General features: G+C 40.7%; 21 protein-coding genes and 2 pseudogenes. 16 read left to right on the top strand and 7 right to left on the bottom strand.

The window, feature by feature from the left end:
* Nucleotides 1-28 precede the first annotated feature (28 nt).
* Nucleotides 29-907 (top strand): methylenetetrahydrofolate reductase, encoded by an 879-nt coding sequence (locus ACESTK_RS09980; protein ID WP_368366002.1) that lies wholly within the window; start codon nt 29-31, stop codon nt 905-907.
* 366 nt (nt 908-1273) lie between these two features.
* The gene (locus ACESTK_RS09975) at nt 1274-2995 is read left to right on the top strand and encodes an MATE family efflux transporter (RefSeq protein WP_373119662.1); all 1722 of its coding nucleotides are present in this window, start codon (nt 1274-1276) and stop codon (nt 2993-2995) included.
* Nucleotides 2996-3295: 300 nt separating this feature from the next.
* Here the strand turns inward: ACESTK_RS09975 and ACESTK_RS09970 are convergent, their stop codons facing one another.
* Both ACESTK_RS09970 and ACESTK_RS09965 read right to left on the bottom strand, forming a co-directional pair.
* The gene (locus tag ACESTK_RS09970) at nt 3296-4198 is read right to left on the bottom strand and encodes an AraC family transcriptional regulator (protein WP_270413378.1); all 903 of its coding nucleotides are present in this window, start codon (nt 4196-4198) and stop codon (nt 3296-3298) included.
* Nucleotides 4195-4359 carry a DUF6783 domain-containing protein gene (locus ACESTK_RS09965; protein ID WP_368072602.1) on the bottom strand — a complete coding sequence of 55 codons (165 nt, stop codon included), beginning with the start codon at nt 4357-4359 and terminating at the stop codon, nt 4195-4197. The genes ACESTK_RS09970 and ACESTK_RS09965 overlap by 4 nt, the downstream gene beginning before the upstream one ends.
* A 98-nt stretch (nt 4360-4457) precedes the next feature.
* Here ACESTK_RS09965 and ACESTK_RS09960 point away from each other — a divergent pair, with 98 nt between their 5' ends.
* The 9 genes and pseudogenes from ACESTK_RS09960 to ACESTK_RS09920 all read left to right on the top strand — a co-directional run bounded on the left by ACESTK_RS09960 (nt 4458) and on the right by ACESTK_RS09920 (nt 14755).
* Nucleotides 4458-5639, top strand: coding sequence for a sugar MFS transporter (locus ACESTK_RS09960; RefSeq protein WP_118580427.1), 1182 nt, complete (start codon nt 4458-4460; stop codon nt 5637-5639).
* A gap of 212 nt (nt 5640-5851) precedes the next feature.
* Nucleotides 5852-7603 carry a S8 family peptidase gene (locus tag ACESTK_RS09955; RefSeq protein ID WP_373119660.1) on the top strand — a complete coding sequence of 584 codons (1752 nt, stop codon included), beginning with the start codon at nt 5852-5854 and terminating at the stop codon, nt 7601-7603.
* A 138-nt stretch (nt 7604-7741) separates the two neighbouring features.
* Nucleotides 7742-8146: pseudogene (locus ACESTK_RS09950) on the top strand (TnpV protein).
* Between the two features lie 120 nt (nt 8147-8266).
* Entirely contained in the window at nt 8267-10096 is a 1830-nt protein-coding gene (locus ACESTK_RS09945) for a DNA primase family protein (RefSeq protein WP_302471791.1), read from the top strand.
* Between the two features lie 197 nt (nt 10097-10293).
* A complete protein-coding gene (locus tag ACESTK_RS09940; protein WP_182438266.1) occupies nt 10294-11238 on the top strand; it encodes a ParM/StbA family protein in 945 nt (314 codons plus the stop codon).
* Nucleotides 11235-11687: a hypothetical protein gene (locus tag ACESTK_RS09935; protein WP_118580433.1), complete on the top strand. Its 453-nt coding sequence runs from the start codon at nt 11235-11237 to the stop codon at nt 11685-11687. The genes ACESTK_RS09940 and ACESTK_RS09935 overlap by 4 nt, the downstream gene beginning before the upstream one ends.
* Nucleotides 11688-12511: 824 nt before the next feature.
* Nucleotides 12512-12892, top strand: a complete 381-nt coding sequence (mobC, locus tag ACESTK_RS09930; protein WP_118392775.1) for a plasmid mobilization relaxosome protein MobC — start codon at nt 12512-12514, stop codon at nt 12890-12892.
* On the top strand, nt 12841-14082 hold the full coding sequence (locus tag ACESTK_RS09925; RefSeq protein ID WP_270424954.1) for a relaxase/mobilization nuclease domain-containing protein: 1242 nt from the start codon (nt 12841-12843) through the stop codon (nt 14080-14082). The genes mobC and ACESTK_RS09925 overlap by 52 nt, the downstream gene beginning before the upstream one ends.
* Nucleotides 14015-14755 carry a DUF6040 family protein gene (locus ACESTK_RS09920; RefSeq protein WP_270424952.1) on the top strand — a complete coding sequence of 247 codons (741 nt, stop codon included), beginning with the start codon at nt 14015-14017 and terminating at the stop codon, nt 14753-14755. Before ACESTK_RS09925 ends, ACESTK_RS09920 begins: the two co-directional genes overlap by 68 nt.
* Before the next feature lie 41 nt (nt 14756-14796).
* On the opposite strand, the pseudogene ACESTK_RS09915 reads toward ACESTK_RS09920, so the two are convergent.
* From ACESTK_RS09915 to ACESTK_RS09895, 5 genes and pseudogenes are all read right to left on the bottom strand, one after another.
* Nucleotides 14797-14895: pseudogene (locus ACESTK_RS09915) on the bottom strand (cysteine-rich KTR domain-containing protein); the annotation flags it as partial.
* Nucleotides 14896-15003: 108 nt separating this feature from the next.
* Nucleotides 15004-15630, bottom strand: a complete 627-nt coding sequence (locus ACESTK_RS09910) for an ABC-2 transporter permease (protein WP_015541856.1) — start codon at nt 15628-15630, stop codon at nt 15004-15006.
* Complete coding sequence (locus tag ACESTK_RS09905; protein WP_016286642.1) at nt 15627-16484, bottom strand: ABC transporter ATP-binding protein; 858 nt, start codon at nt 16482-16484, stop codon at nt 15627-15629. Before ACESTK_RS09905 ends, ACESTK_RS09910 begins: the two co-directional genes overlap by 4 nt.
* A gap of 11 nt (nt 16485-16495) precedes the next feature.
* A complete protein-coding gene (locus ACESTK_RS09900; RefSeq protein WP_015541858.1) occupies nt 16496-16867 on the bottom strand; it encodes a GntR family transcriptional regulator in 372 nt (123 codons plus the stop codon).
* Nucleotides 16868-17397: 530 nt separating this feature from the next.
* Nucleotides 17398-17949, bottom strand: coding sequence for a helix-turn-helix domain-containing protein (locus ACESTK_RS09895; protein WP_270424950.1), 552 nt, complete (start codon nt 17947-17949; stop codon nt 17398-17400).
* Nucleotides 17950-18595: 646 nt separating this feature from the next.
* On the opposite strand from ACESTK_RS09895, the gene ACESTK_RS09890 reads away from it, so the two are divergent.
* From ACESTK_RS09890 to ACESTK_RS09870, 5 genes are all read left to right on the top strand, one after another.
* Complete coding sequence (locus tag ACESTK_RS09890) at nt 18596-18841, top strand: DUF6870 family protein (protein ID WP_008369874.1); 246 nt, start codon at nt 18596-18598, stop codon at nt 18839-18841.
* Nucleotides 18842-18970: 129 nt separating this feature from the next.
* Entirely contained in the window at nt 18971-20644 is a 1674-nt protein-coding gene (locus tag ACESTK_RS09885) for a recombinase family protein (protein ID WP_270424948.1), read from the top strand.
* A complete protein-coding gene (locus tag ACESTK_RS09880) occupies nt 20645-22300 on the top strand; it encodes a recombinase family protein (protein ID WP_270424944.1) in 1656 nt (551 codons plus the stop codon).
* Nucleotides 22293-23846 (top strand): recombinase family protein, encoded by a 1554-nt coding sequence (locus ACESTK_RS09875; RefSeq protein ID WP_373119657.1) that lies wholly within the window; start codon nt 22293-22295, stop codon nt 23844-23846. The genes ACESTK_RS09880 and ACESTK_RS09875 overlap by 8 nt, the downstream gene beginning before the upstream one ends.
* A gap of 119 nt (nt 23847-23965) precedes the next feature.
* Entirely contained in the window at nt 23966-24694 is a 729-nt protein-coding gene (locus tag ACESTK_RS09870; RefSeq protein ID WP_118520129.1) for a hypothetical protein, read from the top strand.
* The last annotated feature ends 11 nt before the right edge of the window (nt 24695-24705 follow it).

Below are 24705 nucleotides of genomic sequence, written 5' to 3'. Positions count from 1 at the left end.
AATTTTTAATGATTGGAGCAAATATAATATGAAAATGAAAGAATTATTCGATCGTGGTGAATTTGCAGTTTCAGCAGAAGTAGGACCGCCGAAAGGAATCCATGTAGATGAGCTGGTAGAAGAAGCCAAAACATACCTTACAGGTGTTCATGCAGTTAACGTAACAGATAACCAGTCTTCTGTTATGCGTCTTGGATCTCTTGCAATGTGTAAGGTTCTCAAAGATGCAGGCATGAATCCGATCTTCCAGCTTGCATGCCGTGACAGAAACCGTATCGCTCTGGAGTCTGACCTTCTCAGCGCTGCTATGTTTGGTATTGACAATATTCTCTGTCTTACCGGTGATCATACTAAAATGGGCGATCATCCTCAGGCAAAACCGGTATTCGACCTTGATTCCGTATCTCTTCTTCACACAGTGAAGCTTCTGGAGTCTGGCGTAGATCTTGGTGGAAACCAGCTTGTTGGAGAGCCTCCGAAATTCTCCAAGGGTGCTGTTGTTTCTCCATGCAGTGATTCTGTCGATGCACAGCTTGCAAAGATGGAGAGAAAGGTTGCAGCTGGTGCTGACTATTTCCAGACACAGGCTGTATTTGAGCCGGAGAAATTTATCAAATTTATGGAAAGAGCAAAACAGTTCGGAAAACCTGTACAGGTTGGAATTATTATTCCGAAGTCCGCTGGAATGGCGAAATTCATGAATAACAATGTTGCCGGCATTCATGTTCCGGATGAGATGATCGAGGAGCTGAAGGCAGACAAAGAAAAGACAAAAGCTGGAATTACCGGTGTTGAGATCGCTGCACGTATTATCAAAGAGTGCAAGCCATACTGCCAGGGTGTTCATATCATGGCACTTGGCTGGGAGTCCAAGATTCCGGATCTGCTGAAATTAGCTGAAATCTAAAAAGTCAAGCGGATATTCGCAACCCCAGCAGGGGACTTACTTTATTCGGTAAAATTACATGGGCCGTCCGAACCATGAATGCAGGAATCTGCGTTTGTGGAGGATGGCTCGTTTTTTTACTCGCTATGAAAGTCCTGGACGGCAACCAAGAATGAGCCATGCTTGCATCAGCGAATTCTTGGGTATCGGACGGGCTAGACCGTATGAGTAAGTAGGGCGATAGCCCGGATTACGAATGCGGTCGGCAGCTGTGGGAGTGCCATAGGCGCGGAACAGCTGACTTTCATATAAAAATAGTATTGTTTTAAACAGAAATGAACGATATAATTTTATTATTGGGAAGTGATGGGGCAGGAGGAAAATTATATGGAAACAAACTATGCAAAAAGTGCATACAGAACCTTTTTATTCTGGGGAGTATGCTCTTCTCTTGGGGTTACCGTATCCACCCTTGTGGATGCTACTCTGGTAGGAAATTTTATAGGCAGTACCGGACTGGCTGTGGCGAACATTGCCACACCTGTATTTCTGCTTTATTTACTTATGGGGATCACCTTAGGAGGCGGTGCAGGTGTCTTAATTGGGAAAAAACTCGGTGAAGCAGATCTGAAAGGTGCAAATCGGGTTTTCGGCTCCGTATTAAGTGCAGGACTGATAACAGGTGTGCTTTTTGCAGCAGTATCTCTCATATTTCGCAGCGCATTATGCAGTCTGCTTGGTGCCACACCGGAGCTTTTGCCACAGGCCCTGCAGTATCTGACGGTAGTGTTTGCTTTTGCCCCAATTTATGTGGTATATAATATTCTTTCCATAGCAGTGCGGACAGACGGAGCACCAAAGCTGGCTGCCATTTCTTCTGCTGGCGTTATTGTCACCAATTTAAGCCTGGATCTGTTATTTATGAAAGTGCTGAACTGGGGACTTGTTGGGGCTTCGGCGTCTTTATGTATTGCGGAAACAGTAGGAACTCTGATTCTGCTTACTCATTTTTTGAACAAGCAGGCGCTTTTAAGCTTTCATTTTCACATTCCTACAGGAAATGAGATCAAAGAATATGTGGAAAATGGATTTGGCGTAGGCTCTGCATTTATTTTTCAGGCGGTGGTTATGCTGGTGTTTAATACTATGCTGTTAAAGGGAAACTCAGAAAATGGCACTTTTTCTGTGGCTGTATTTGGTGTTATTTATACCATGAGTACCATTCCGGGGGCTATGTTTGACGGTGCCGGAGCTGCTGCTTCTACGGTTATCTCCATTTTAGGCGGAGAGAAGGACTGGAAAGGAATGCTGGCGGTGTATCACGATGGACTGCGGATTGTTGCAGCAGCAGGAATGATTATGGCATTGTTTTTTGCAGCCGGGGCAAAAAACATACTGATATTCTTCGGTCTGAATGATGGTCCGGCACTGGAAACAGCAGCGACCGCATTTCGTATTTATGCATTAAGCGTGGCTCTGGCAGGAGTGAATGTGGTAACCACGTCCTTCTGGCAAACAATAGGAAAGACAAGATATGCTTCCGGGTTATCTGTTTTACGCAACTTTGTTCTCATGCTGGCGGCTGGATTTTTTCTGATCGATAAAAAGGGAATCGTAGGGCTTGCGCTTGTGTATGTAATAAGTGAGGGAGTTTGCCTGCTGCTGGTTTTTGCAATACAGATATTTGGAAAAATAAAAGATTACATAAAAGAAAAATACAGTTTTACCAACCGGGTTTTTGAGGAATATTATCCCATCGAGGAAGGCAGTATGGAAAAAATGTCCCAGAATCTGGAAGGGTTGTGCGATGAATGGGAACTTGATTTTAAACAGTCCTTCTTTATCCATCTGATCGTGGAGGAGCTGCTTCTGAATATTATGAAATTTGGTATCGGCGAAACAGATAAGAAATATTATGTATCCGTAAAAGTAATGGACAACAACGGTGAATGCATCCTGCGGATCCGGGATAATGTCAATTCCTACAATCCCTTCGACCTTCGCGGTGACGAGGTTGACCGTGCTGTAATGGAAATGATCAAGAAAAAGGCGAAGTATTATGAGTATCAGAGAAAGCTGGTGTTCAATTATCTTTATGTGACGATCTAACTTGTTTTACATATGGCAACATGCTAAACTGAGTTTAAATAAATTACCAGATGGAGGTGACCACTCATGAGCCAGACTGTGTCTCTGGGAGAATAAGGATTCTGTTACCTTGATCACACGTTCCCGGTATTTGGAAAGACATTTGTACTTGATAAAAAGGTAAAGAAAGTCCGCCTGTATGCAACCGCATATGGTGTTTATGAAGTGGCAGAGCTGCTTGGGGCTGCACCGCAGGCGAAACCGCTTTATGACGCTGTTGTGAATGCACTGAATGCGAAATGTAAAAATAACAAATAACAGCTATTTATCCCACTTTTCTTTTCGATATTCCCCAGGTGTCACCTGGTAGTGCTTTTTGAAAGCTCTGCAAAAATAATCTACATTGTGAAAACCGGTTTCGGCTGAAATGGTGCTGACTTTTTTCTCTGTATGGGAAAGCAGAAGGGCAGCCTGTTTCAGCCGATAGTTTATGAGATAATTGACCGGCGTGATGTAAAGATAGCGCCGAAAAAGGTTTAAGGCAGAGCTTTTACTAATCATAGACTGTGCAGCAATCTCATCCAAGGAAAGATTTTTTCTGTAATTTTCGTGAATAAACTGCATCATCAGCTGGAGCCTTGCGCGGTTTACAGAGAATTGTCCAGTGATTTCCGGTGTAGTGGAAAGGTCTGTATGCTTGTATATTTCCAGCCAGAGCTGCTGCATAAGGGCAGAGGTCAGAAGATGGCAGGAAGAACCGGAAGTCTGCGCAGAAAAAACCTGCTTCATAAGATCGAGAACTCTGGCCTGCCAGGAAATCTCTCTGCAAAAAATCCAAAAAGGAATATTCGATGTAACGATAGGCTTTACATAGTTCTGGTAGATATAGCTGTCTGTAGCTGCAAGGAAAGAGGGCATGCAGAGAAAGTTTGGGATGACAGCATCCACAGGAGAGGAAAAACGGTGAAGGAATTTGGAATTAATAAAAATGCCGCTGTCAGCTGGCAGCTCCAGCTGTTTTTCCCCAATCCATGCAGTTACGGTTCCGGATTGAATATACACAAATTCCAGCTCCGTATGCCAGTGCCAGTCTATGCAGTTAAAATCAAATTGGGCTAAATGCTCATAATAGTAGCGAAAGGGATAGTCCTGGCTTCCATGGGGAATGGTCTCCATTAAATTTTCGTCGGTAATAATTTTGGTATATACGTTGGTTTCTTTCATATCTTGTTTATCCTCAAATCGAGACCTGGAGCCTGTTTGAAAATCATTCCCGCAATCTGCTCGTCCCACTTTGCGGTATATTTTGCAGAAAACCTTTTTCGAACCGCTCTGGGAAGTGCCCCGAAAAAATAGAAAATTAATGTTTTTACGATATTATACAATAAAAATCAGAAATAATCCAATGAAAAACACATTTAAATATAATATAATCCAATAAGACAAAAATCTTCTTTAAAGAAGAAAAAAAGGAGAACCAATCATGCCAAATTACCAGAAAACCAAACGAGCCTGTTATATGGGCTTTATCACCCAGGCTATAGCAGCAAATTTTGCACCTTTGCTGTTTCTGAAATTTCACACAGATTATCATATTTCCCTTGGAAATATTGCACTGATCTCCACCTGCTTTTTCTTTACCCAGCTGCTGGTTGACTTGTTTTGTGCCCGATTTGTGGACAAAATCGGATATCGCGTGTGCATTGTAACCTCTGAGATCAGTTCCGCTTTAGGACTGGTGGGGCTGGCATTTCTTCCGGAGCTTTTGCCAGATCCTTTTATGGGAATTATCATCAGTGTTATTGTTTATGCTGTTGGAAGCGGACTGATTGAAGTGCTGTGCAGTCCTATTATGGAAGCATGTCCTTTCAAAAATAAAGAAGCGACCATGAGTCTTCTTCATTCCTTCTACTGCTGGGGCTCTGTGGGAACCATTGCAGTTTCCACCCTGTTTTTCGCAGTTTTTGGAATGGACAGCTGGAAGTGGCTGGCAGTTTTGTGGGCAATCGTTCCGGCCGTTAATGTTTACAACTTTGCCACCTGTCCCATCGAACATCTGGTGGATGAAGGGGAAGGTATGAAAATCAGGGAACTGTTTCGTAAGCCTGTGTTCTGGATTGCCGTGTGTCTGATGGTGTGTTCAGGGGCATCAGAGCTGTCCATGTCCCAGTGGGCATCTGCCTATGCAGAGGCGGCACTTGGACTGTCAAAGACCATCGGAGACCTGGCCGGTCCCTGCATGTTTGCCATTACGATGGGAATCAGCCGTATGATCTTTGGAAAATACGGAGATAAAATGGACTTGATGAAATTTATGGCAGGCTCCGGAATTTTATGCGTATTCTGCTATCTTCTTGCATCTCTGTCCTCCAATCCGGCAGCAGGACTGATCGGCTGTATTGTCTGTGGATTTTCCGTTGGAATCATGTGGCCTGGTACCATCAGTATTTCCTCTAAGAAATTTCCAGCCGGCGGAACCGCCATGTTTGCCCTTCTTGCCATGGCAGGAGACCTTGGAGGCAGCATAGGCCCTGGAATCGTGGGCCGTGTCACACAGAATGCAGGAGATAATATCCGCGTGGGTATGGGCGTAGGACTGATTTTCCCAGTGGTGCTGCTGGTGATGATTTTTCTGCTGAAAAAGGTGAAAGTAGAGGAAAAATAACTGGTATTTGAAAATCTACAGAGGGTTTAGAACGTGTTTGAAAAAGGCTTTCTGCAAAAAAATTCCATAAAGCAGGGAGTACAGATGGTGGAAATGATTTTCAAACACGCTCTGAAATATAATAGGAAGGCTGAGGTATTATTTAAAACGGGTTGGCGTAAATTAAAGATAAGTATATTCTGAGTATGCATATGCTGCAAAATGGAGGAAATATGCCAGATCAGAAGCTGGATAATCTTTTGAACCTTGCGCTGGATGCCACAGAAGAGGAAAGAGAGAAATCCCGAAATCTGAATGTGGGGTATGAGAAGCAGACACGAAAGTGGGAAATTATTGTGAAGTATAGTGAAATGGGTGATTCTGTTGAGGCGTTGCTTGGTGGATCCGGAATTTCCGTGGTTCCTCTCCTTGGCGGGTATGCCATTGTGACGCTTCCTGAAAGTATGCTGGAAGAATATTCCCGACGTCCCCAGATAGAATTTATAGAAAAGCCCACCCGTCTGTATTTTGAAGATCTTTTTTCAAAAGAGGCAAGCTGTATTACCCAGGTACAGCGCGATGAACCGGGGAATCTGCAGCTGACAGGGCGCGGCGTGTTGATCGGAATTGTGGATTCCGGGGTGGATTACAGGCATCCTGCATTTCTTACAGCAGATGGAAAGTCCAGGATTCTGCGTTTGTGGGATCAGAGCATTCCCGGTAATCCCCCGGAGGGCTATGCAACAGGAACTGAATATACCAATGAGGAAATCAATGAGGCGTTGTCCCTCTCTGTGCAGGAGGGGCGGCGCCTTGTTCCGTCTGAAGATGGAAGCGGTCATGGAACCGCTGTGCTTGGAGTGGCAGCTGGCAGCGATTTTTCCCGTGGGGCAGTGAACCGGGGTGTGGCATATGAAAGTGACCTTCTGGTTGTGAAAATGGGTATTCCAAGACAGGACTCTTTTCCAAGAACTACAGAGCTGATGCAAGGTGTAGATTATCTGGTTCGGCAGGCTATACGGCTTGGAAGACCAATCGCGCTCAATTTAAGCTTTGGAAATAATTATGGCTCACACAGAGGCGATTCTCTGCTGGAAACTTATCTGGACAATGTGTCCGGTATGGGGAAAAATGTGATTTGTGTAGGAATGGGCAACAATGGAAATGATGCTCTGCATACCGGAGGAAAGCTTTCGCCAGGTGAAATCCAGGAAATTGAACTTGGGGTTGGTGCCTTTGAGCCAACCTTGAATGTGCAGCTTTGGAAAAATTACGAAGATGAGATGGAAATCTATCTGGAAAATCCAGCCGGGGAGCGTGTTGGCCCCCTTTTTGAAACACTGGGCGCCCAGCGTTGGCAGGCGGGAAATACGGAACTTCTGATTTATTATGGAAAACCGGCACCGTATCATGTGACGCAGGAGATTTATGTGGATTTTCTGCCGCAGGATGAGAAAACCCCCTATGTAGACAGCGGTGTGTGGAAAATAATCTTAGCAGCAAGAAATATAAAAAACGGGGAATATTTCCTGTGGCTTCCAGGTGGCAAAACGCTAAACCCAGGCACAGCCTTCTATCTTCCACGTCCTCAGGGAACCCTTACAATCCCTGCCACTGCCAGACGCGTGATCAGCGTCGGCGCCTACGACGCCCGTCAAAATACCTATGCTGATTTCTCTGGCCGCGGCTGTCGTGCCCTCCCCTATCCAAAACCCGACCTTGTCGCTCCCGGTGTTGATATCTATGCTCCCCGCTCTGGTGGAGGCTATGCATCCTTCACTGGCACTTCCTTTTCCACGCCTTTCGTTACCGGTGCAGCCGCCCTCCTTATGGAATGGGGAATCACCCGCCGAAAAGATCCCTACCTCTATGGCGAAAAACTAAAAGCCTATCTCCGTCGTGGTGCAAAAGCCTTGCAAGGATCGGAAAAGTTGCCAAATGACTTAATCGGGTGGGGGGAGGACGTTATAATAAGGTTACATTGAAGAAAGTCAGTAAAATCAAGTGTTTCCGTTCATTTTCCCAACACAGAAACGAAGCACTTTCACCATGATTTTGAAGAAAATCTGCCCGGGTTGGATTCAAAATGATATGGAAAGAAAGATTTGTAGCAATGACGTAACATGAACAGTTGGTTCTGTTACAGACAACAGTTTAAACGAAAGAGAGGTCATATGGATATGAAACTGACTTATACAAATGTAAATGGATACCTGATTCCGAATCTCACCTATAAATCCGGTGAGCAGATGGAGCGACTTGGCAAATATGGATTTCTTCGCAGAGATTATCTGAAGAACCATCGAAACTCAACGTATCAGGTGATGCTTTTACAGGATACGATTGGCGAGCATCTTCTGGAAGTGGACAAGGCAGCAAGAGAACGGGAAGAAGTAATCTTGGAGCAGTTGGAAGAAAAATAACCACTGCCAGATAAGGAGAAAGATCAGATGGCATGGGTAAGAGCAGCTAATCAGCACAGAGCGATTGCAGAGGAGATTATCTTGAAAGAATTGATTTATGCATAAGAATTGCCAGTAACCAATCTGGCAGGTAACTGATAAAAATAGAATATTGTGAGTGAAGTAAGGCGTGAGTCATAAAATATGGCTTGCGTCTTTTTCTTTGTCTGAAAGGAAGTGATAAGTTTGAACAAGAAGTTTTTGAAGCATTATATGGAAACCAATCCGGAAGGGACAGCACAGACCTATATTTTTCTGGTGGACAATCAGGATATCGCATTGAATATTGTGATGTCAGGTTATCAGGCACTTTGTCTGGTGCAGGAAGATGATGGATATTATTTCAGTGCAGATTCTTTTATAGAGGAAATGAGATCTATTCAGTTTACTGGAAGCTGTCAGAGTGCCTATCATTATGTGACTGCCTGTACGGTGAAGTGGATGAATGATAAGTTACAGACATTTTTCAAAGACGCTGGTCTTGATGGAAAAGCGGGCTGGCAGTTGTTCAAAGAGAAGGAGTACCTTGGCAAACTGGATAATCAGAAAGAAGTTGAGAAATTACTGGAAAAGTATATTCTTCGGTTTGAGCGAGATCCGAAAGAAGAACCGGAACTGAGCCGTTTTCACTTATTTGATGCAAAAGGAAATGTGAAAGGTGTCCGGGATATGGAGATTGTAGATTACCTGGTGGAGAATGTTCAGTTTTTTGTGGTGGGAATCACACCGTATTATTATGAGCATGGTGTTTTCCTGGAAGACCATGATGGGGTAAGAATGAAATACCGTATCCAGAAGCTGATCTATCGTGACCAGGTACAGAGTGGAGTGATCAAAAGAATCTATAATCTGCTGATCGCACAGCCAAAAGTTCACCGAGAGGCATATGAACTAAATAAACAACCTGTGAGGTGGATCAACTTCAAAAATGGATATTATGATCCGGTTACGGGTGAAATGCTGGAACACAATCCGGATTATCTGACAATCAATCAGATTCCATTTCCCTATTATCCAGAGGATTGTGAGCAGGTGTTACAAGGTGGAGAAAATATCAAAAAGTATCTTGCATCGTCTCTTCCAAATAAAGAAGAACAGCAGACATTCTGGGAGTATTTTGGATACTGCATGACACAGGATACGCAGTTTCAGAAATTCCTTACACTGAAAGGAAATGGTGGAACCGGAAAGTCTGTGGCAGTATCACTGATCCAGTATGTGGTTGGAATCACCAATATGTCCAGCATTTCTTTACAGGATTTGAACAAACGATTCTATGCGACTGGAATGTACGGAAAGCTACTAAATGCCTGTGCGGATATTCCATGTAAAGCAATGGAGAACACAGATGTATTAAAGAAAGCAGTCGGTGAAGATACACTGATCTATGAGAAAAAGGGACAGGATGCAATCCATTTTCACTCTTATGCAAAGTTACTCTTTTCTACCAATGAAATGCCGCAGAATCTTGAGGATAAGTCGGATGCTTTTTATCGCAGACTACTGATTCTTGATATGAACCGGGTAGTAAAAAGTGGTGAAAAAGATCTGCACTTAAAGGAAAAGGTACAGGCAGAATCCGATTATGCAATTCATATGGCGATGATTGCATTGAAAAATCTGTACGAACAGGGAAAGTTCACGGAGAGCGAACACAGCAAAGAATGTGTAAGAGAAGTGCAACGGACGTCAGATAGTATCTGTGCTTTTATTGATGAGTCATTGGTGCATGCCAAAGGAAAACGTCTGAAACGAAGTGAAGTGTTCCATATGTATGAGGAATACTGCAAAGAGAATGGCCGACAGGGGCATGGTAAATCCAACTTTTTCAGGAACATGACAGATAAAGGTTTCCTTCTGAAGCAGTACAATGGTGAGTTTTATTATCAGGATATTGCAGTTAAGGAAGAAGATTTTTGTCCTGTAGATCCAGAAGAAAGAATACCTTTTGAAGAAACAGATACAGATTATAAACAGTTACAGTTAAATATGAATCAGGGAATTAAGGGCATTTAGGGCAAAATAAGCAAAAAGAAATGTTACCGGAGCAGGAGAAATAACAAAGATAGCTGCCAGAGTACATAAAATTTTGCTTTTTTTACACTGACTGCCCCTTTTTCATGTATCAATGTTCTAGCTGATACAAATATAGGTTTTTCCCGAATTTGGGAAAAAGTAAAAAAATAAAAATTAAGAAAGTGTGAGGTATGATTATGAGAATGATGAAAAACAACAATAATGAGACAGTTATGGTGATCGGGATTGATCATGGGTATGGAAACATGAAAACAGCCACCAGATGCTTTCCAGCCGGTGTAGCCAGATATGACAAGGAGCCAATCTTCCAGAATAATCTTCTTGTTTACAATGGCATGTATTACCAGATCGGAGAGGAACACAAGGAGTTCTGTGCAGAGAAAACGCAGGACGAGGACTATTATGTGCTGACACTGGTAGCTGTCGCAAGGGAACTGGATGGGAAAGGTATGAATCGGGCAAAGGTACACATTGCAGCCGGACTTCCACTTACCTGGGTAGCTACACAGAAAGAAGATTTCCAGAAATATCTTCTCCAGAATGAATGTGTGGATTTTACATTCCGCAATAAAGAATATCATGTGGAGTTTGCAGGAGCTGATATTTACCCACAGGGATTTGCAGCAGCCTTTTACCGTTTACAGGATTTCAAAGGAATCAACATGCTTGTGGATATTGGAAACGGGACTATGAACATCATGTATATCAATAATTCCCGTCCATTAGAGAAGAAATGCTTTACAGAGAAATATGGAACGCACCAGTGTGTGCTTGCAGTCAGGGAATCTTTGTTGAAAGAACTGGGAACAGTGGTGGATGATCTGGTGATTGAGCAGGTGATCCGTACCGGGACAGCAGATATTGGTGAGAAATATCTGACAGTCATTCGTAAAGCTGCCGGAGATTATACGAAAGAAATTTTCCATAAGCTGAGGGAACGGGAATACAATCCAGAACTGATGCGTCTGTATGTGGTCGGCGGTGGCGGTTGTATGATCCAGAATTATGGAGAATATGACAAGAGCCGGGTGACAATTGTACGGGACATCTGTGCCACAGCGAAAGGCTATGAAGTAATGACCGTAAGGAAAATCCAGAGAAACGGAGGGATGCTTGTATGAGAAAAGAACGGAAAATCATCAACACAAATATCCGTTTGAACCTTTGTGATGAACAGGACAGGCAGGCATGGGAATATTTGCAGACGATGGACAGGGAAAAATATAAATCGTACACCAGAGCAGTTGTAGTAGCTTTGAATGATTATTTTTCTAGAGAGTACAGGAATGAAGCAGATCCGTATCTGGAAACCAGAGAAAAGGAAGATGCGTTTTTGGAAAGAGTGGAAACAGCTGTCCGGGATGGAGTGAAAGAATCCGTTCCGATGGCTATAGCGAAGAATCTGATGGAAATGCTTGTACCGTTTGTAAAAGAATCGGTAGGAGAAATTAATCTGCTGGACAGAACACTAACAATGGAGAAAACGGATGGAGAGATCGCAGAAGATAATCTGGACTGGGAGAAAGAAGCTGATATGGATGCAGCACTGGATTTTGCGGACAGTTTTTAGATGGTTATGAAATAGCAGTAACAGGAAAATAGACTGACAGTAAGGAATAGCTTTACAAAAACAGAATAGCAGAAAAAGACAATGGCAGTGATGGCATTTCAGACATTATGAATTGGAGAAATGTTTATGACTGCTATTTTTATGTCTTTTAGCAGAAATGGAAAGAGATCCAGAAAAAGAAAGACAGAAATAACAGGAAAATATAACAGAAAAGCGCTGGCAGATGGGTGGATGGAACAAGCAAGGCGAAGAAAAGAATAGAGTGCCGGATACGGCACATGATTGTCCGATACTTCGCATCGGAGTGATGCATGAACAGCCTGTTTCAGAAAGAGAAAATCTATCGAAATGGGAGCTTTTCTATTTCTTCCACAGTCTGTTCCTGCACCACAAAACCACCGTCATCTACATTTAGGGTTGATAATGCAGTGGGGGAAATGTTGCTTGGCTGGTATCGGTTCAGTGGTGGGGAGATGACAGGCAAGTTTCGCAAAGTGGCAAGCCACTCTGCACCGGAGACAGCCTTTGGGCTGTTCCTAAACTTGCCAGAGGGCTCCGCCCCTTGGAACCCCGGCACGTCAATAGCGTAAGTATTCCTGCGAAATGTCCACCGGACATTCCTACGGAATACTTACTGATTGACTAGGACTTGTCTCCGCTACCGCTCCGGTCGGTGCAAAGCTGACGTCCACTGGACGTCATGCACCCTGCACCTGTATAAGAGAGCGTTGCACTCTCTTATAAATCTCCTGCCAATATACACTAAAACGTTGTGTCTGTTAATAAAGAATGAAAAATCAGGCAAAGAAAGGAGACAAAAGCCTATGAGAAAACGAAATCATACAGTAACCATACGAATGAATAAAGCAGAATATGAGCTACTTCAAAGCAAAGTAAAGGAATCTGGAAGAACACAACAGGAAGTTGTAATAAAAGCAATCGCAGATTTGAAGATAGCTTCTACAGCGGAAGTGGAAGAACTAAAAAGATTGAACCAGATGTTTGCAGATATTATCAGTCAGCTCCGGGGAGCTACTACAAATATCAATCAGATTGCAAGAAAGCTGCATACAGATGGAGAAGTTCCAAATGACAGTACGCTGTATTTCCTCAATAAAAATATTCTTAAGTACCGGAAGGAGAGTGAAAAGATATGGCTATTAATAAGACGATTAATAAGCGGACAAATACACATGGAGCAATGAGAAACTGCATCGAATATGTTTTGCGACAGGACAAGACCAACGAATTATTTACCTGTGTAACAGGCCCGTACTGTCATGACGAGATTAATTATGATCTGGTGTACAGAACCTTTCTGGAAGAAAAGAAGATGTGGGATAAAGATTCTGGGAGAATGTACGCTCACAACATTATTTCCTGGCATAAAGACGAGCAGATTACTCCGGAGCAGGCATTAGAATTTGGAAAAGAGTTTGCAGAAAATTGGTTCAGTGGATTCCAGACTTTAGTGGCTGTGCATAAGGATAAAGACCATATCCACTGCCATCTGGTGACTAATTCAGTGAGTTATGAAGATGGGAGAAAGCTGCATAATACCAGAAAAGATCTGGAACGTATGAAACAGCTTACCAACCAGATGTGCCGGGAACGTGGACTGACAGTTGCCGAGAAAGGAAAGCACTTTGATGGATGCCAGATTGAAAAAGGGGAAGTCATTGCGTGGAGCAAAGATAAATATAACCTGTTCCGTCAACAGGTAAAGGACAGTTTTGCAGCGGACTGTGCAATGGCGGTATTAAAGGCACTGGAAAATTGTATCAGCAAAGAAAAGTTTATAGAAAAAATGAAACAGTTTGGATGGAACGTAAACTGGACAGATAAACGGAAGCACATCACATTTCAGAATCAGGATGGGAAGAAGGTGCGAGACAGCAATCTGTCAAAAACATTTCATTTGGATATCAGCAAGGAGGGACTAGAGAATGAATTTAATGGAAATAGGGAAAAATCCAGAGTTGCAGCCGACAGAGACAGCAGAGCAGACGAAGAACTCAGAAACTATTACAGAGAGCTTGAAGCAGCCATCAAAGACGCCAGAGGAATCGCCGATCAAACTCAAAGTGGAGAGGGATATTCTCGTACAGAGTTTCGAGAAAGCGAAAGCGTTCATGCGAACACAGAAAAAGCAGATCCAGACACTGGAAGAAGAGAAACAGACGATCTTATCCGACAGGCAGAGATTGCGAGAAGAAGTTCGGAAATCAACCGTAGAAATTCAGCGTCTAACAACAGAACTGTCCGAAACGCAGAAGCTGAATCAATCGCTTCAGCAGAGCAACGACGATCTGAGGAACAGGAATGGTTTGAAGAGCAGGAGCGAGCAAGAGCAGCTCGAAGAAGAAATAAGAGACGTTCGGGACCAGAACTCTAAACTTCAGATACAGGTGAATAAATCATCTGTTGAAGCAGTAGATGAAGCACAGAAGAAACAGAAAGAAGCAGAGAAAAAGATGGAACAGGCAGAAACAAAGGCCCGTAACGAAAAGAAACGGGCAGAGCTGGAAATCCGTAAAGCGAAAAAAGAAGTAAAAGCCAGAACCGAAAAAATGAGGGATACGGAATATTTTTGGGGAATGGGATACATTACGGTAATCCTGTTTGCAATTATACAGAACGGTGCTTTTCAAAATGATTTCATAGATTTTTTCAGGACTCCATTCATGTGGTATTTTCAATTTTGTGAATGGTTGGCACATCCAACCTATGATAACGGATTTAACCAGAAAATAGCATATACATGTGGAGAAGCATGGGTTATCAGAATTCTGGCAATCGTAGCTGTCCTTCTCATAGTGGTAATTATAATGGCGATAATTATGGAAATAATAAAGAAATACAAAAAAATGTGGGATAAAATTTCACAGATGTTTTTAATCGGAAGTCTTTCGGGGATAGCAGTACTTGGAGATGTAATTAGAGAATATCTGCCAGTGAATTTGATTTTGACATTTGGATTTATCAATGTGGGAATCATGTTGCTTAAAATATATTTTCAAAAGAAGTTTGAAGAGAAAAGCCTGTATGCTGATAATCACTATGATTAGGAAAATACAAAAGCCGATAACCACAGTTCAAGAACTGTGTATTATCGGCTCTGCGGCTGTGCGTCTGGCGTTTTAATAGCAGTTATATGGAATTGTTCAATGTCGATTAGGCATTCGCTTTTGCACTTCGACAAAAGAGTGGAAAATTTTTTTACTGGCTCATTTTCTCAGATTTTGTCGCGTGTTTTATTTCCGTAGACAGGGAAATGCACCCACTCGACACTTACTTTTATTTGAGCCTCTACTTTTTATTTTTTCCTTGAATATCCTATAACACTAACAAAATACGATGCAACTACTATACCCAAAACAAAAATAGCAATCAACATAGAATTTTTAACCAAATTTTGAGTAACGTATTTCATATCTTTTGATATTTTGCTTACGAAAAAGATAACGAGAAGTGTGCAAATCATTCTCACATACTGAACACTCATATAGCCAAACCACTGTGCTATTGCTAAACATATAGAACACCATAAAACAGGTAATGCTATTGCAATGGCGATAGAAAAACCAAACTGGCTAAGCGTAAAATTATGATAAACCACATAACGAATGATATAAATGATAACTGTACCCATTATACTAATCGGAACAAGAAGCAAGCTAGTCAAATACTTACTGAAAATGATTTGGTACTTACTCAGCGGCAAGGTTAATTCATATTGTTTCCATGAAGTCAATCCATCATAGGTCATGGTCATCATTAAGTGCATACCGATAAAAAGTGAAAAAAAAGCCGATGACATAATTGAGTAAACTTCATTCTCTCCGAAGAATGAAATTGCTATTACAAAAAAATACATTACAAAAATGACTTTTTTATTCATTTTCTTCATAAGCAATAAATCCTTAAAAACCAATCCTTTCATTTGACACCTCCTTTGATATAGAACAGCATAATGTCCTCAATAGAAGCATTATCAATAATTAGATTTTGGTATCTTTTTTTTGCAGCTACTTTGTCATGTATTAAGCATTCCACGCTAAGATTTGTTTCTCGACAACATACATAGTCATCTGGTGAAACAGTATTAAATTCTGATTTTTTACAGCGTATAATTCCATAATTATAAATGAGGTCATCTTTCTTTTCCTCAAAAATAATTTTTCCATTATGAATCAGAATTACATAGTCAGCAACCTTTTGTATGTCAGAGGTTATATGTGTAGAGAACAAAATAGAGTGTTCTTCATCTTGAATAAATTCTAAAAAAATGTCCAAAATTTCATCTCGTACAACAGGATCTAACCCTGTTGTTGCTTCGTCTAAAATCAAAATCTGGGGTCTATGCGATAGTGCACAAATAATTGACAATTTCATCTTCATACCTTTTGAAAGTTGCCCTATTGATTTATTTAATGGAACATCAAGGCGTTTCATATATTCTTCAAACAAATTCATATCCCATGTTTTATAAGATCCCGAAAGGATTTGGGCAATATCTTTTGCATTTAAGACGGAATGGAATTTACATTCGTCAAAAACAACACCAATGTTTTCTTTATGCAAATAAGAATGATTTTGTTTACCCAATATTCTTATTTCACCCGCATCCAACTTCAACTGGTCTAAAATTAAATTGATAGTTGTACTTTTTCCAGCACCATTTTCTCCTATGAAACCCACAATACGTCCTGTAGGAACTGTAAATGAAATATGATCTAACATAAAATCATCAAATTTTTTAGTCACATTTTTTACAACAATACTGTTCTGTTCCATAATTCCACCTCTCATTCTTCAAAAAATAGTTTTAGAATATTAGCCATTTGCTCATAGCTGATACCATGGGTACGACCGATTATAGCAACCTTTTCTAAAAGTTCTTCCGCTATTCGTAGTTGTTCTTCTTGAATAAATTCTTTATTTGGTGATGCAACAAAACTACCTTTTCCCGATACGGTTTCGATAAACCCATCTCGAGTTAAATCTTCGTAAGCTCGTTGAACAGTAATAACACTTATATGCAGGTCTTTTGCCAGTGCACGCATGGAAGGCAGGGCTTCTCCGGCAAATAGGGTACCATTCATGATTAAACTCTTGATCTGCATAGCAATTTGTTCATAAATAGGTTTATCACTACTATTACTTATGATAATTTCCATTCTAATTTCCTCTCACCACCTTCCGATATATGCGTACTTATACGATATGTACAGTGTATATGATAGTGTCAGAAATGTCAATAAAGTAATCCTACAATTCATTAAAATATACCATATAAAGTTTTCAAAAATCAGCGTAATCCAACCTGTCAACCGGCATAACAAGGTTATTTCTTTGTGCAAATCAGCACGATAATGATAGGATGAGCGATGATAAATTAAGAACTTCTGGCTCCATGGAACGAAATTGTCAAAGCTGAAATCGAACGTCGTGCAAACGAATCAAATCAATCATATGTGAATTGTCAAGGGGCTCTGGCTGCTGAAAAGTAGTCGGGGATTTTTTCTATCATACCTAAAAATTAAGCGCTTATCATATATTCAGATTGGCAGTGAAGTAGTTGCTAAAGAATATCCAAATAGACGGGAATATGCTGTGAAGAATACATATAGTAGAAGAGCATTAGATTAAAAAAAGAATAGCTCCCCATTATTGGAATATTTTCCAGTTTTGGAGAGCATTGTATTTGCTATATTCGCCATTTTTTCTTAGGTTCATATTTCCCACACCCGTCACAGGTCTGTGGCCAGTTGATTTTCCATTCAAAATATTCATCTCTGGTAATCTCACCAGATCTCAGTTCTTCTTTTCTGAGAACCCATTCTTTCATAAATTCATTCAGAACCCCATAATTAAACCACATGCCGACAGGTGGATGAGCTGGCCAGCTATCAGAATCATGATAACGGACAGCAGTATCCTCATTAGAATTGCATTTTTCACCCGGATAAGTTTCTAATTGAAAGAGATTGATAGCTGCTGGGTTAAATTCATCAATCCAGAACAGAATTTCCATCAGTTCAGAGGCGTCCATCGTGGTTGGCTCATGTAGTGTCAGTGGGTTTACGTCCAGAATCTTAGCCATTTCACTTACCAGATCTTTGCGGGGAACCCGGTAATTCGTTTCGTATTGGGCAAGGCGGTTTGCACCTTTATCGCCCCAGCCGAGGGCAGCACCAAGTTCTGCCTGTGTCATATTCCGGAATGTCCGGATTTTTTTTATTTTATCACCGATTGTCATATCAGATTTCCAACTTTCTTTTTGATAAAGCCATTTTACTACCAAAAACAAGGAATGTAAACAGAAAGATTCGCATTGAAGCGAACAAAATACTTGACATTCGCATAAAAGCGAATTAAAATGACAGTACAATAAAGGTTCGCATGAAAGCGAATGTACAGATAAGGATAAATATTTTTTTGTAAATTATTGCAAAATGAGGTTGGTAAAATCCTTCTGTCAGGCTTTATTAGTGAGAGGATTTTTTTGAAGAGAACAACATTTTGGTGTTTCCAGGCTGTAATAAGTGAAAGGGTATTCAAAAAAATCTCTTTTGTACCTTGAAAATTACATGAGCTGTATAATCTGATTCCACAGATGCCATAACCCTGTAAATGATTTTACGGGCGAGCGTCGAAGATACTCCGGAAACGGCTGGTAAGTTTGCGAAGAAGCTGCCAGCATTCAGAAATATTCTGATAGAGGTTGGAAGTAACGCTGACAACAGATTATACGAATGGAAGCCAATACGCTGAACAGAATACAAAATGCTATAGATATCTGGATAACTGGAGAAAAGAGGAAGAAAGTTAAGGTGATGCGGTTGAGAAAATTGTAGGTATAGGACGACTTATACAAAGAATATGTTGGAAAAGAGGTGAGCATCATGGTGAATCAGTCAGTAATAGATTCCAGTGTTGATCTGGAGCAGTTAAAGGACATTGAAGATTTAATTCCTGATATGGATAAAGCTATTTCTGAGAAAGTGGAAACTTTTCTGGATAAATCCGGCGATCAACCGTATGCTCACATGAATGAAGGGTATGTGGTGGTCGTGGAAATGACCGGAGAAATGGATGCCACAGATGCCATTAGTGATTATCTTAGAAAAAGAACGGAGTTGATGTATTAGATGCAAGTCTTGAAAAAATATCTTGCGAAGCTACAGATGTTATGTTAATGTGAGGTCAGGGAAAATGAACGTGATACATGGTTTCTGACTTCAAATTCAATGGAATAAGTAAGTTGGGAGCGATGTAAAATGGAACAGATGCAAATGAATATGCCAGATATATACGATGCTGCATTGTATCTTCGATTATCGAAAGATGATATGGAAGAGGGCGGTGCGAAGTCAGAGAGCAACAGCATTGCAAATCAGAGAGAGTTACTTCGGAGCTTTGTAAAAAGCCAGCCGGATATTCAGATCTTTGATATATATGTGGATGACGGATACTCAGGAGGAAATTTTGACCGACCTGAGTTTAAACGAATGACAACTGATATAGAAGCTGGAAAAGTAAACTGTGTGATTGTAAAAGACTTATCCAGATTCGGAAGAGAATATATAGAAGCCGGGCGATGGATCGAAAAGACCTACCCGGCTTTAAATGTGCGTTTTATTTCAGTTACAGACCAGTTTGACAGTAAAACAGCAGATTTTTCAGAGAAGTCATTTGTAGTTCCAATCAAAAATTTTGTAAATGAAAGCTATTGCCGGGACATTTCCGGTAAAGTGCGAAGCCATCAGAAAATCAAACGTGAGAAAGGTGAATTTATTGGAGCATTTGCACCGTATGGTTACTGCAAAGATTCGGAGAATAAGAACTGTCTGGTGATTGATTCTTATGCAGCGGATATTGTAAGAAAAATATTTTCATGGAAAATTGATGGGTTCAGTCTTGGAGCAATCGCAGAAAAACTGAATGTACGTCATGTGCAGTCGCCAAAAGAATATAAAAAGGCAAATGGTGAAAATTACAATTCCGGATTCCATAGTTCAGATACACCAAAATGGTCGGCAGTGCAGATCAAAAGGATTCTGACCAACGAGGTTTACATTGGAAACATGGTACAGGGCAAGCAGGAACGAATCAGCTATAAAGTAAAGCAACGCCTAGATAAGCCAGAATCAGAGTGGGTGAAAGTAGAAAATACGCATCCGGCAATTATCAGGCAGAATGATTTTGATGTGGTTCAGAAGCTGCTTCAATATGATGGCAGGGCATCGAAAACATCAGACAGTGCAAACTTTTTTTCGGGATTTGTGTTTTGCGGAGATTGCAAGACACCGATGATACGCAGGGTAAATCAGTATAGGGGGAAGAAAAAATCCTTTTATATCTGCCAGACAAAGAATAAAGGTGGAGATTGCACCAGACATAGTATTCCGGAAGAGGTGCTGAAAAGAATTGTGCTGAAAGAGATTCAGGCATATACGGCACTTTTTATAGACTATCAGATGATTATGGAAGAACTTTGTGAGATGCAAGTCAGCTACGATCAGGTAATTGGTTATGATACACAGATTAGTAAGTTACAGGAAGAATATAACCGATATTACAGTCTGAAAGCATCTTTGGGTGATGACTTGAAAGAGGGACTGATCAGCAAAGAGGAGTTTGATGATTTTCGGGAAAGTTACGGAAGAAAATGTGAAGAACTGGAGCAGATGATTGAAAATCAGAAAAAGCTGGTAAAGCAAATGTTTGAGGGTGGAGTGTCTGCAACTGTTCAGTTGGAGGACTGGAAGAAATCACTGGAAATCAAAGAATTGGATCGCACATTGCTGGCACTGACCGTAGATAAAATCTATATTTATGAAAACAAGCAAATTAAAATTCACATCCGCTATCAGGATATGATTGAGAAGATGAAAGTCATAAGACGGTTTTATGCGGAACACAGGACAGAATGCAGGAAAGAGGTGGGATAAATGGCAAGAACAGCAAAAAGATATAAGAAAAACACAGAGAAGAAGATTCCTGGTATTCCGGTATGTATGGCTGCAATTTATGCCAGATTATCCGTAGACAATGATGAAAAAAAGTCAGAATCTATTGAAACACAGGTTACGCTGATAAAAGAATTCATTCAGAAGCACAATGAAAATCCGGACAAAGAGTATGAGATTGCTGTATATGATATTTATTCTGATTTGGGAAAAACCGGAACAAATTTTGACAGACCGGGATTTGAACGGATGATGAATGATGTCAGGGCAGGTAAACTAAACTGTATTCTGGTAAAGGATTTCTCACGATTTGGAAGAAATTATATCGAAACTGGCAACTATCTGGAAAAGATTCTTCCTTTTATGAAAGTGCGGTTTATTTCTGTATGTGACAACTATGATTCATTTGCACCGGATGCCAAGAATCAGGAATTATCCATGAATATCAAGAATCTGGTGAATGATGCTTATGCGAAAGACATTTCCGCAAAAGAACGGGCAGCGAAACGTATTGCACAGAAAAATGGTGAGTATGTGGGATCTACAGCTCCATATGGATATTGTGTGGAAAAGATAAATGGAATTTATAAGTTGATGGTGGAACCGGAAGCTGCAAAGATTGTCCGCAGGATTTTTGAAGAATATGCTTCGGGAGATGGCATACAGAGCATTATTGACAGGCTGTTTGAGGATAGGGTACATCGGATTTCAGATTATAACCAATATCATCATGTGTACTGTCAGGATGGAGAGAACCTTCATCAGTGGGGGAATTCTTCGATACGTGCAGTGCTGAACCGAAATAATTATTATGGTGATCTGGTTCAGAGGAAATACGAATCCAGATTTCAAAGAGGGGAAAAATGGTGTGACATATTGGACGAGAGCCAGTGGATTATTACGCCAAATGCCCATGAACCGATTATCAGCCGAGAACTGTTTGAAAAAGCACAGGTCAGGCTAAAAGCAGCACAACAGAAAGCAACAAAAACTACTGCAGGGTGGGAAGATGATGAAAGAGCATTTTACAATGTATTCTATTGTGGTGATTGTAAGCGGAAAATGTGTACACGTAGATACAGAGGCAATGTGTATTACTTTTGCAATGCTGCCTGGTATCGGGATGAAAGAAAATGTAGTCACAAATCTATTTCCGAAGAGAAATTGCAGAAAATTGTCCGTTCGGAGCTGACCAGACAGTTTCGGTTATCTGGATTGCGGAAAAAGGATATGTCTGCTATAAGCAGTGCGGTATTTCTTTCCAAAATCAATGAGATTCAAACTGAGATCAGAAAACTGAATATAGATATGGAAAGACGTTCAGAAAAACTGGCACAGGCATTTATGAAATATAAAGAGGGTGAACTTTCCAAAGAAGCCTATATAGAAATGAAAGATGACCGTAATAGCTGGAAAGAGTTCTGCGAAGAGAGAAAGAAGTCTTTAGAGCAGACCATACGAAAGCTGGAAAAACAGCAGAAAGAAGAAGCCAGATTTTTACGAAGCCTGCTGGAGCTGGATGGGACAACCAGAATCAATGCGGAACTTGCAGAAGGCTTGATTGAAAGTATGTATCTATATGGTGATGGCAAACTGGAAATCAACTTCGGGTTTAAGGGGGTGGTAGAACATGAGTGATCAGAAACTGATTATTGGATATTACCGCCTTTCCATGGAAGATGACTCAGAGGGAGAAAGTAACAGCATTATTAATCAGAGAAAACTGGTAAAAGATTATATTTCCAATATTCCTGAACTGGTGGCTATGCCCTTTCAGGAGTTCTACGACGATGGATATTCTGGTTCCAGTATGGAACGTCCGGCAATTAAGCAGGTTCTGGAACTTGCCAGGGAGAATAAAGTGCAGTGTATCGTAGTAAAAGATTTTTCACGTTTTGCCAGAAACTATATTGAGATGGGAACTTATCTGGAACAGATTTTTCCATTCCTGGGAGTACGATTTATTTCTATTTCAGACCGATATGATTCTAAAGATTATAAAGGAAAGAGTTCAGACATCGAAGTACAGTTTAAAGGATTGATCGCAGACTTCTATGTGAAAGATCAGTCTGTAAAGGTAAAGGCAGCAGTCAGCACCAGACGGGGAAAAGGTGAGTATTGTTGTGGTTCTGCACCTTATGGGTATCGAATCAATCCAGAAAATAAGAAAGAACTGGTGATTGTAGAGGACGAAGCGGAAGTGATTCGCAGAGTATTTGAACTGACCAATCAGCGATATTCCAAGATGGAGATTTGTAAGTTATTCAATGAAGAGGGTGTATTGACTCCCTTGCAGTCTATGAGCAGACGACAGAAATCAGACAGCAAGAAAGCTGCATCAAGAGGATTGCAGTGGACGAGTGATATGATACGGAAGATTGTGGATGATAAGACCTATATAGGCTGTATGGTCTATGGAAAGACAAAGATTCCAGATCCCGGAACAGGGAAAGAAGTACCAGTGCCGAGAAATCAGTGGAAAGTGATGGAAAATCACCATGAGCCGATCGTATCAAAAGAAGTTTTTGAAAAAGCACAGTCCCTGCAGATCAGATACACCAAGAAAAGCAAATTCGACAGGAAAACAACACTGTTAGGTGGCTATGTGAAGTGTGGAAATTGTCGCAGAAGCTTGACTTCAAGCAGTCCGGTTCATGGTCATATCCTTTATAGCTGTGCTTACAGTAAAGGAAAAGAAGATACAGGATGTTTTGCCGGGAAAGCGGATAACAAAATGCTGGAGTATATCGTGCTGGCAGAAATAAAGGCTTACTTACGTCAGAATATCAGCCAAGAACAGATGCAGCAATCTATGAGAAAACAGCATGAGGACAGTATAGAAGCCTATAAGATGGAAAGTGCAGACTGCGAAAAACGTCAGGAGCAGATAAAGATTCAGAACCGACAGAACTATGAGAAGTATCACGAGGGACAGATGAACCAGAAACAGTTCATGGAAGCAAAGATGCAGCTGGAAGAAGAAAAAGAACGACTGCAGAAGCGTGTGCAGGAGTTGGCTGAGTTGATAAACGCTGAGAAAGACATCCTGATGAAAAAGAATGTTCCGGTGGAGCAGATGTTGAAGTATTTAGGCTATGAGAAGCTAACACGAGAAATGCTGGAAGAATATGTGTCCGGAATATATGTGTATGATGATGGGAGAGTGGAGGTAGAGTGGGGATGAAAAAATACTAGTTATGTTTATTTTAAGAAGCCTTGAGTGATTGATTTTTAAAGGCGGGATTGTTATAATTGTTTCTATAAAAAGTGCAAAAGAGAGATTGAAAAGGGTGAAATGTAACAATGGATAGGATATTGATGTTTGATCATAATATTAAAGATATAGGATTGTATACACGACCATCAACTCAAGGGGATGAGTTGGATTTGGTTGAAGATTTTATTGAATATTATATTCATAATTTTTTAAAAAGCAATAAAACAAACAATTTAGCTATATTTGTAGAACCTAAAGTTGCATCCGGATTTCCTGACATTGTATTTGCATCATATTCACCTAAAATATTGGAGAATTGGTCTGAACAAAGAGAAAATCTGGAAACGAATGATTTAAAAGTGTTATCTCAGTTATTGATGACTAAAGGAAGTACAGGAAGTGAATTGATAACAAGACTTAAGATGCCAGAAAAAGATACAATTCAGGCCATAGAAAAATTACTAGATGCACATATGATTATACGTGATCACGGCTTATGGAAACCAGTAGACATCAAAAAGATATATAATATAAAAAAATTGATTTCAGTGGAAGCTAAAATGACGGATATAAAGAAAGTTGCTGAACAGTCTCTTATTAATACATGGTTTGCATCACAATCATATGCATTAACAAGTACTTCAAATCCGCAAAGTAGTACGATTAAAAAGTTTGAAAGACAAGGCACAGGTTTGTATTGTAAGAAGAGAAGTTTTAGAAAAATAGTAGAAGCAAAGAAATTAGCATCACCGTCAAGTTATCAGTCTTTACAGTTTAATGAATGGATTGGAAGGACTGTTGCCCATTTAAGTTAGGAGAAATGAGA

Origin of the sequence: Ruminococcus sp. Marseille-P328 (assembly GCF_964249465.1) — a bacterium.
GTDB classification, from domain to species: domain Bacteria; phylum Bacillota; class Clostridia; order Lachnospirales; family Lachnospiraceae; genus Blautia_A; species Blautia_A faecis.
Note: the sequence above shows the minus strand (reverse complement) of the source record. Positions and strands in the feature narration are given on the sequence as shown.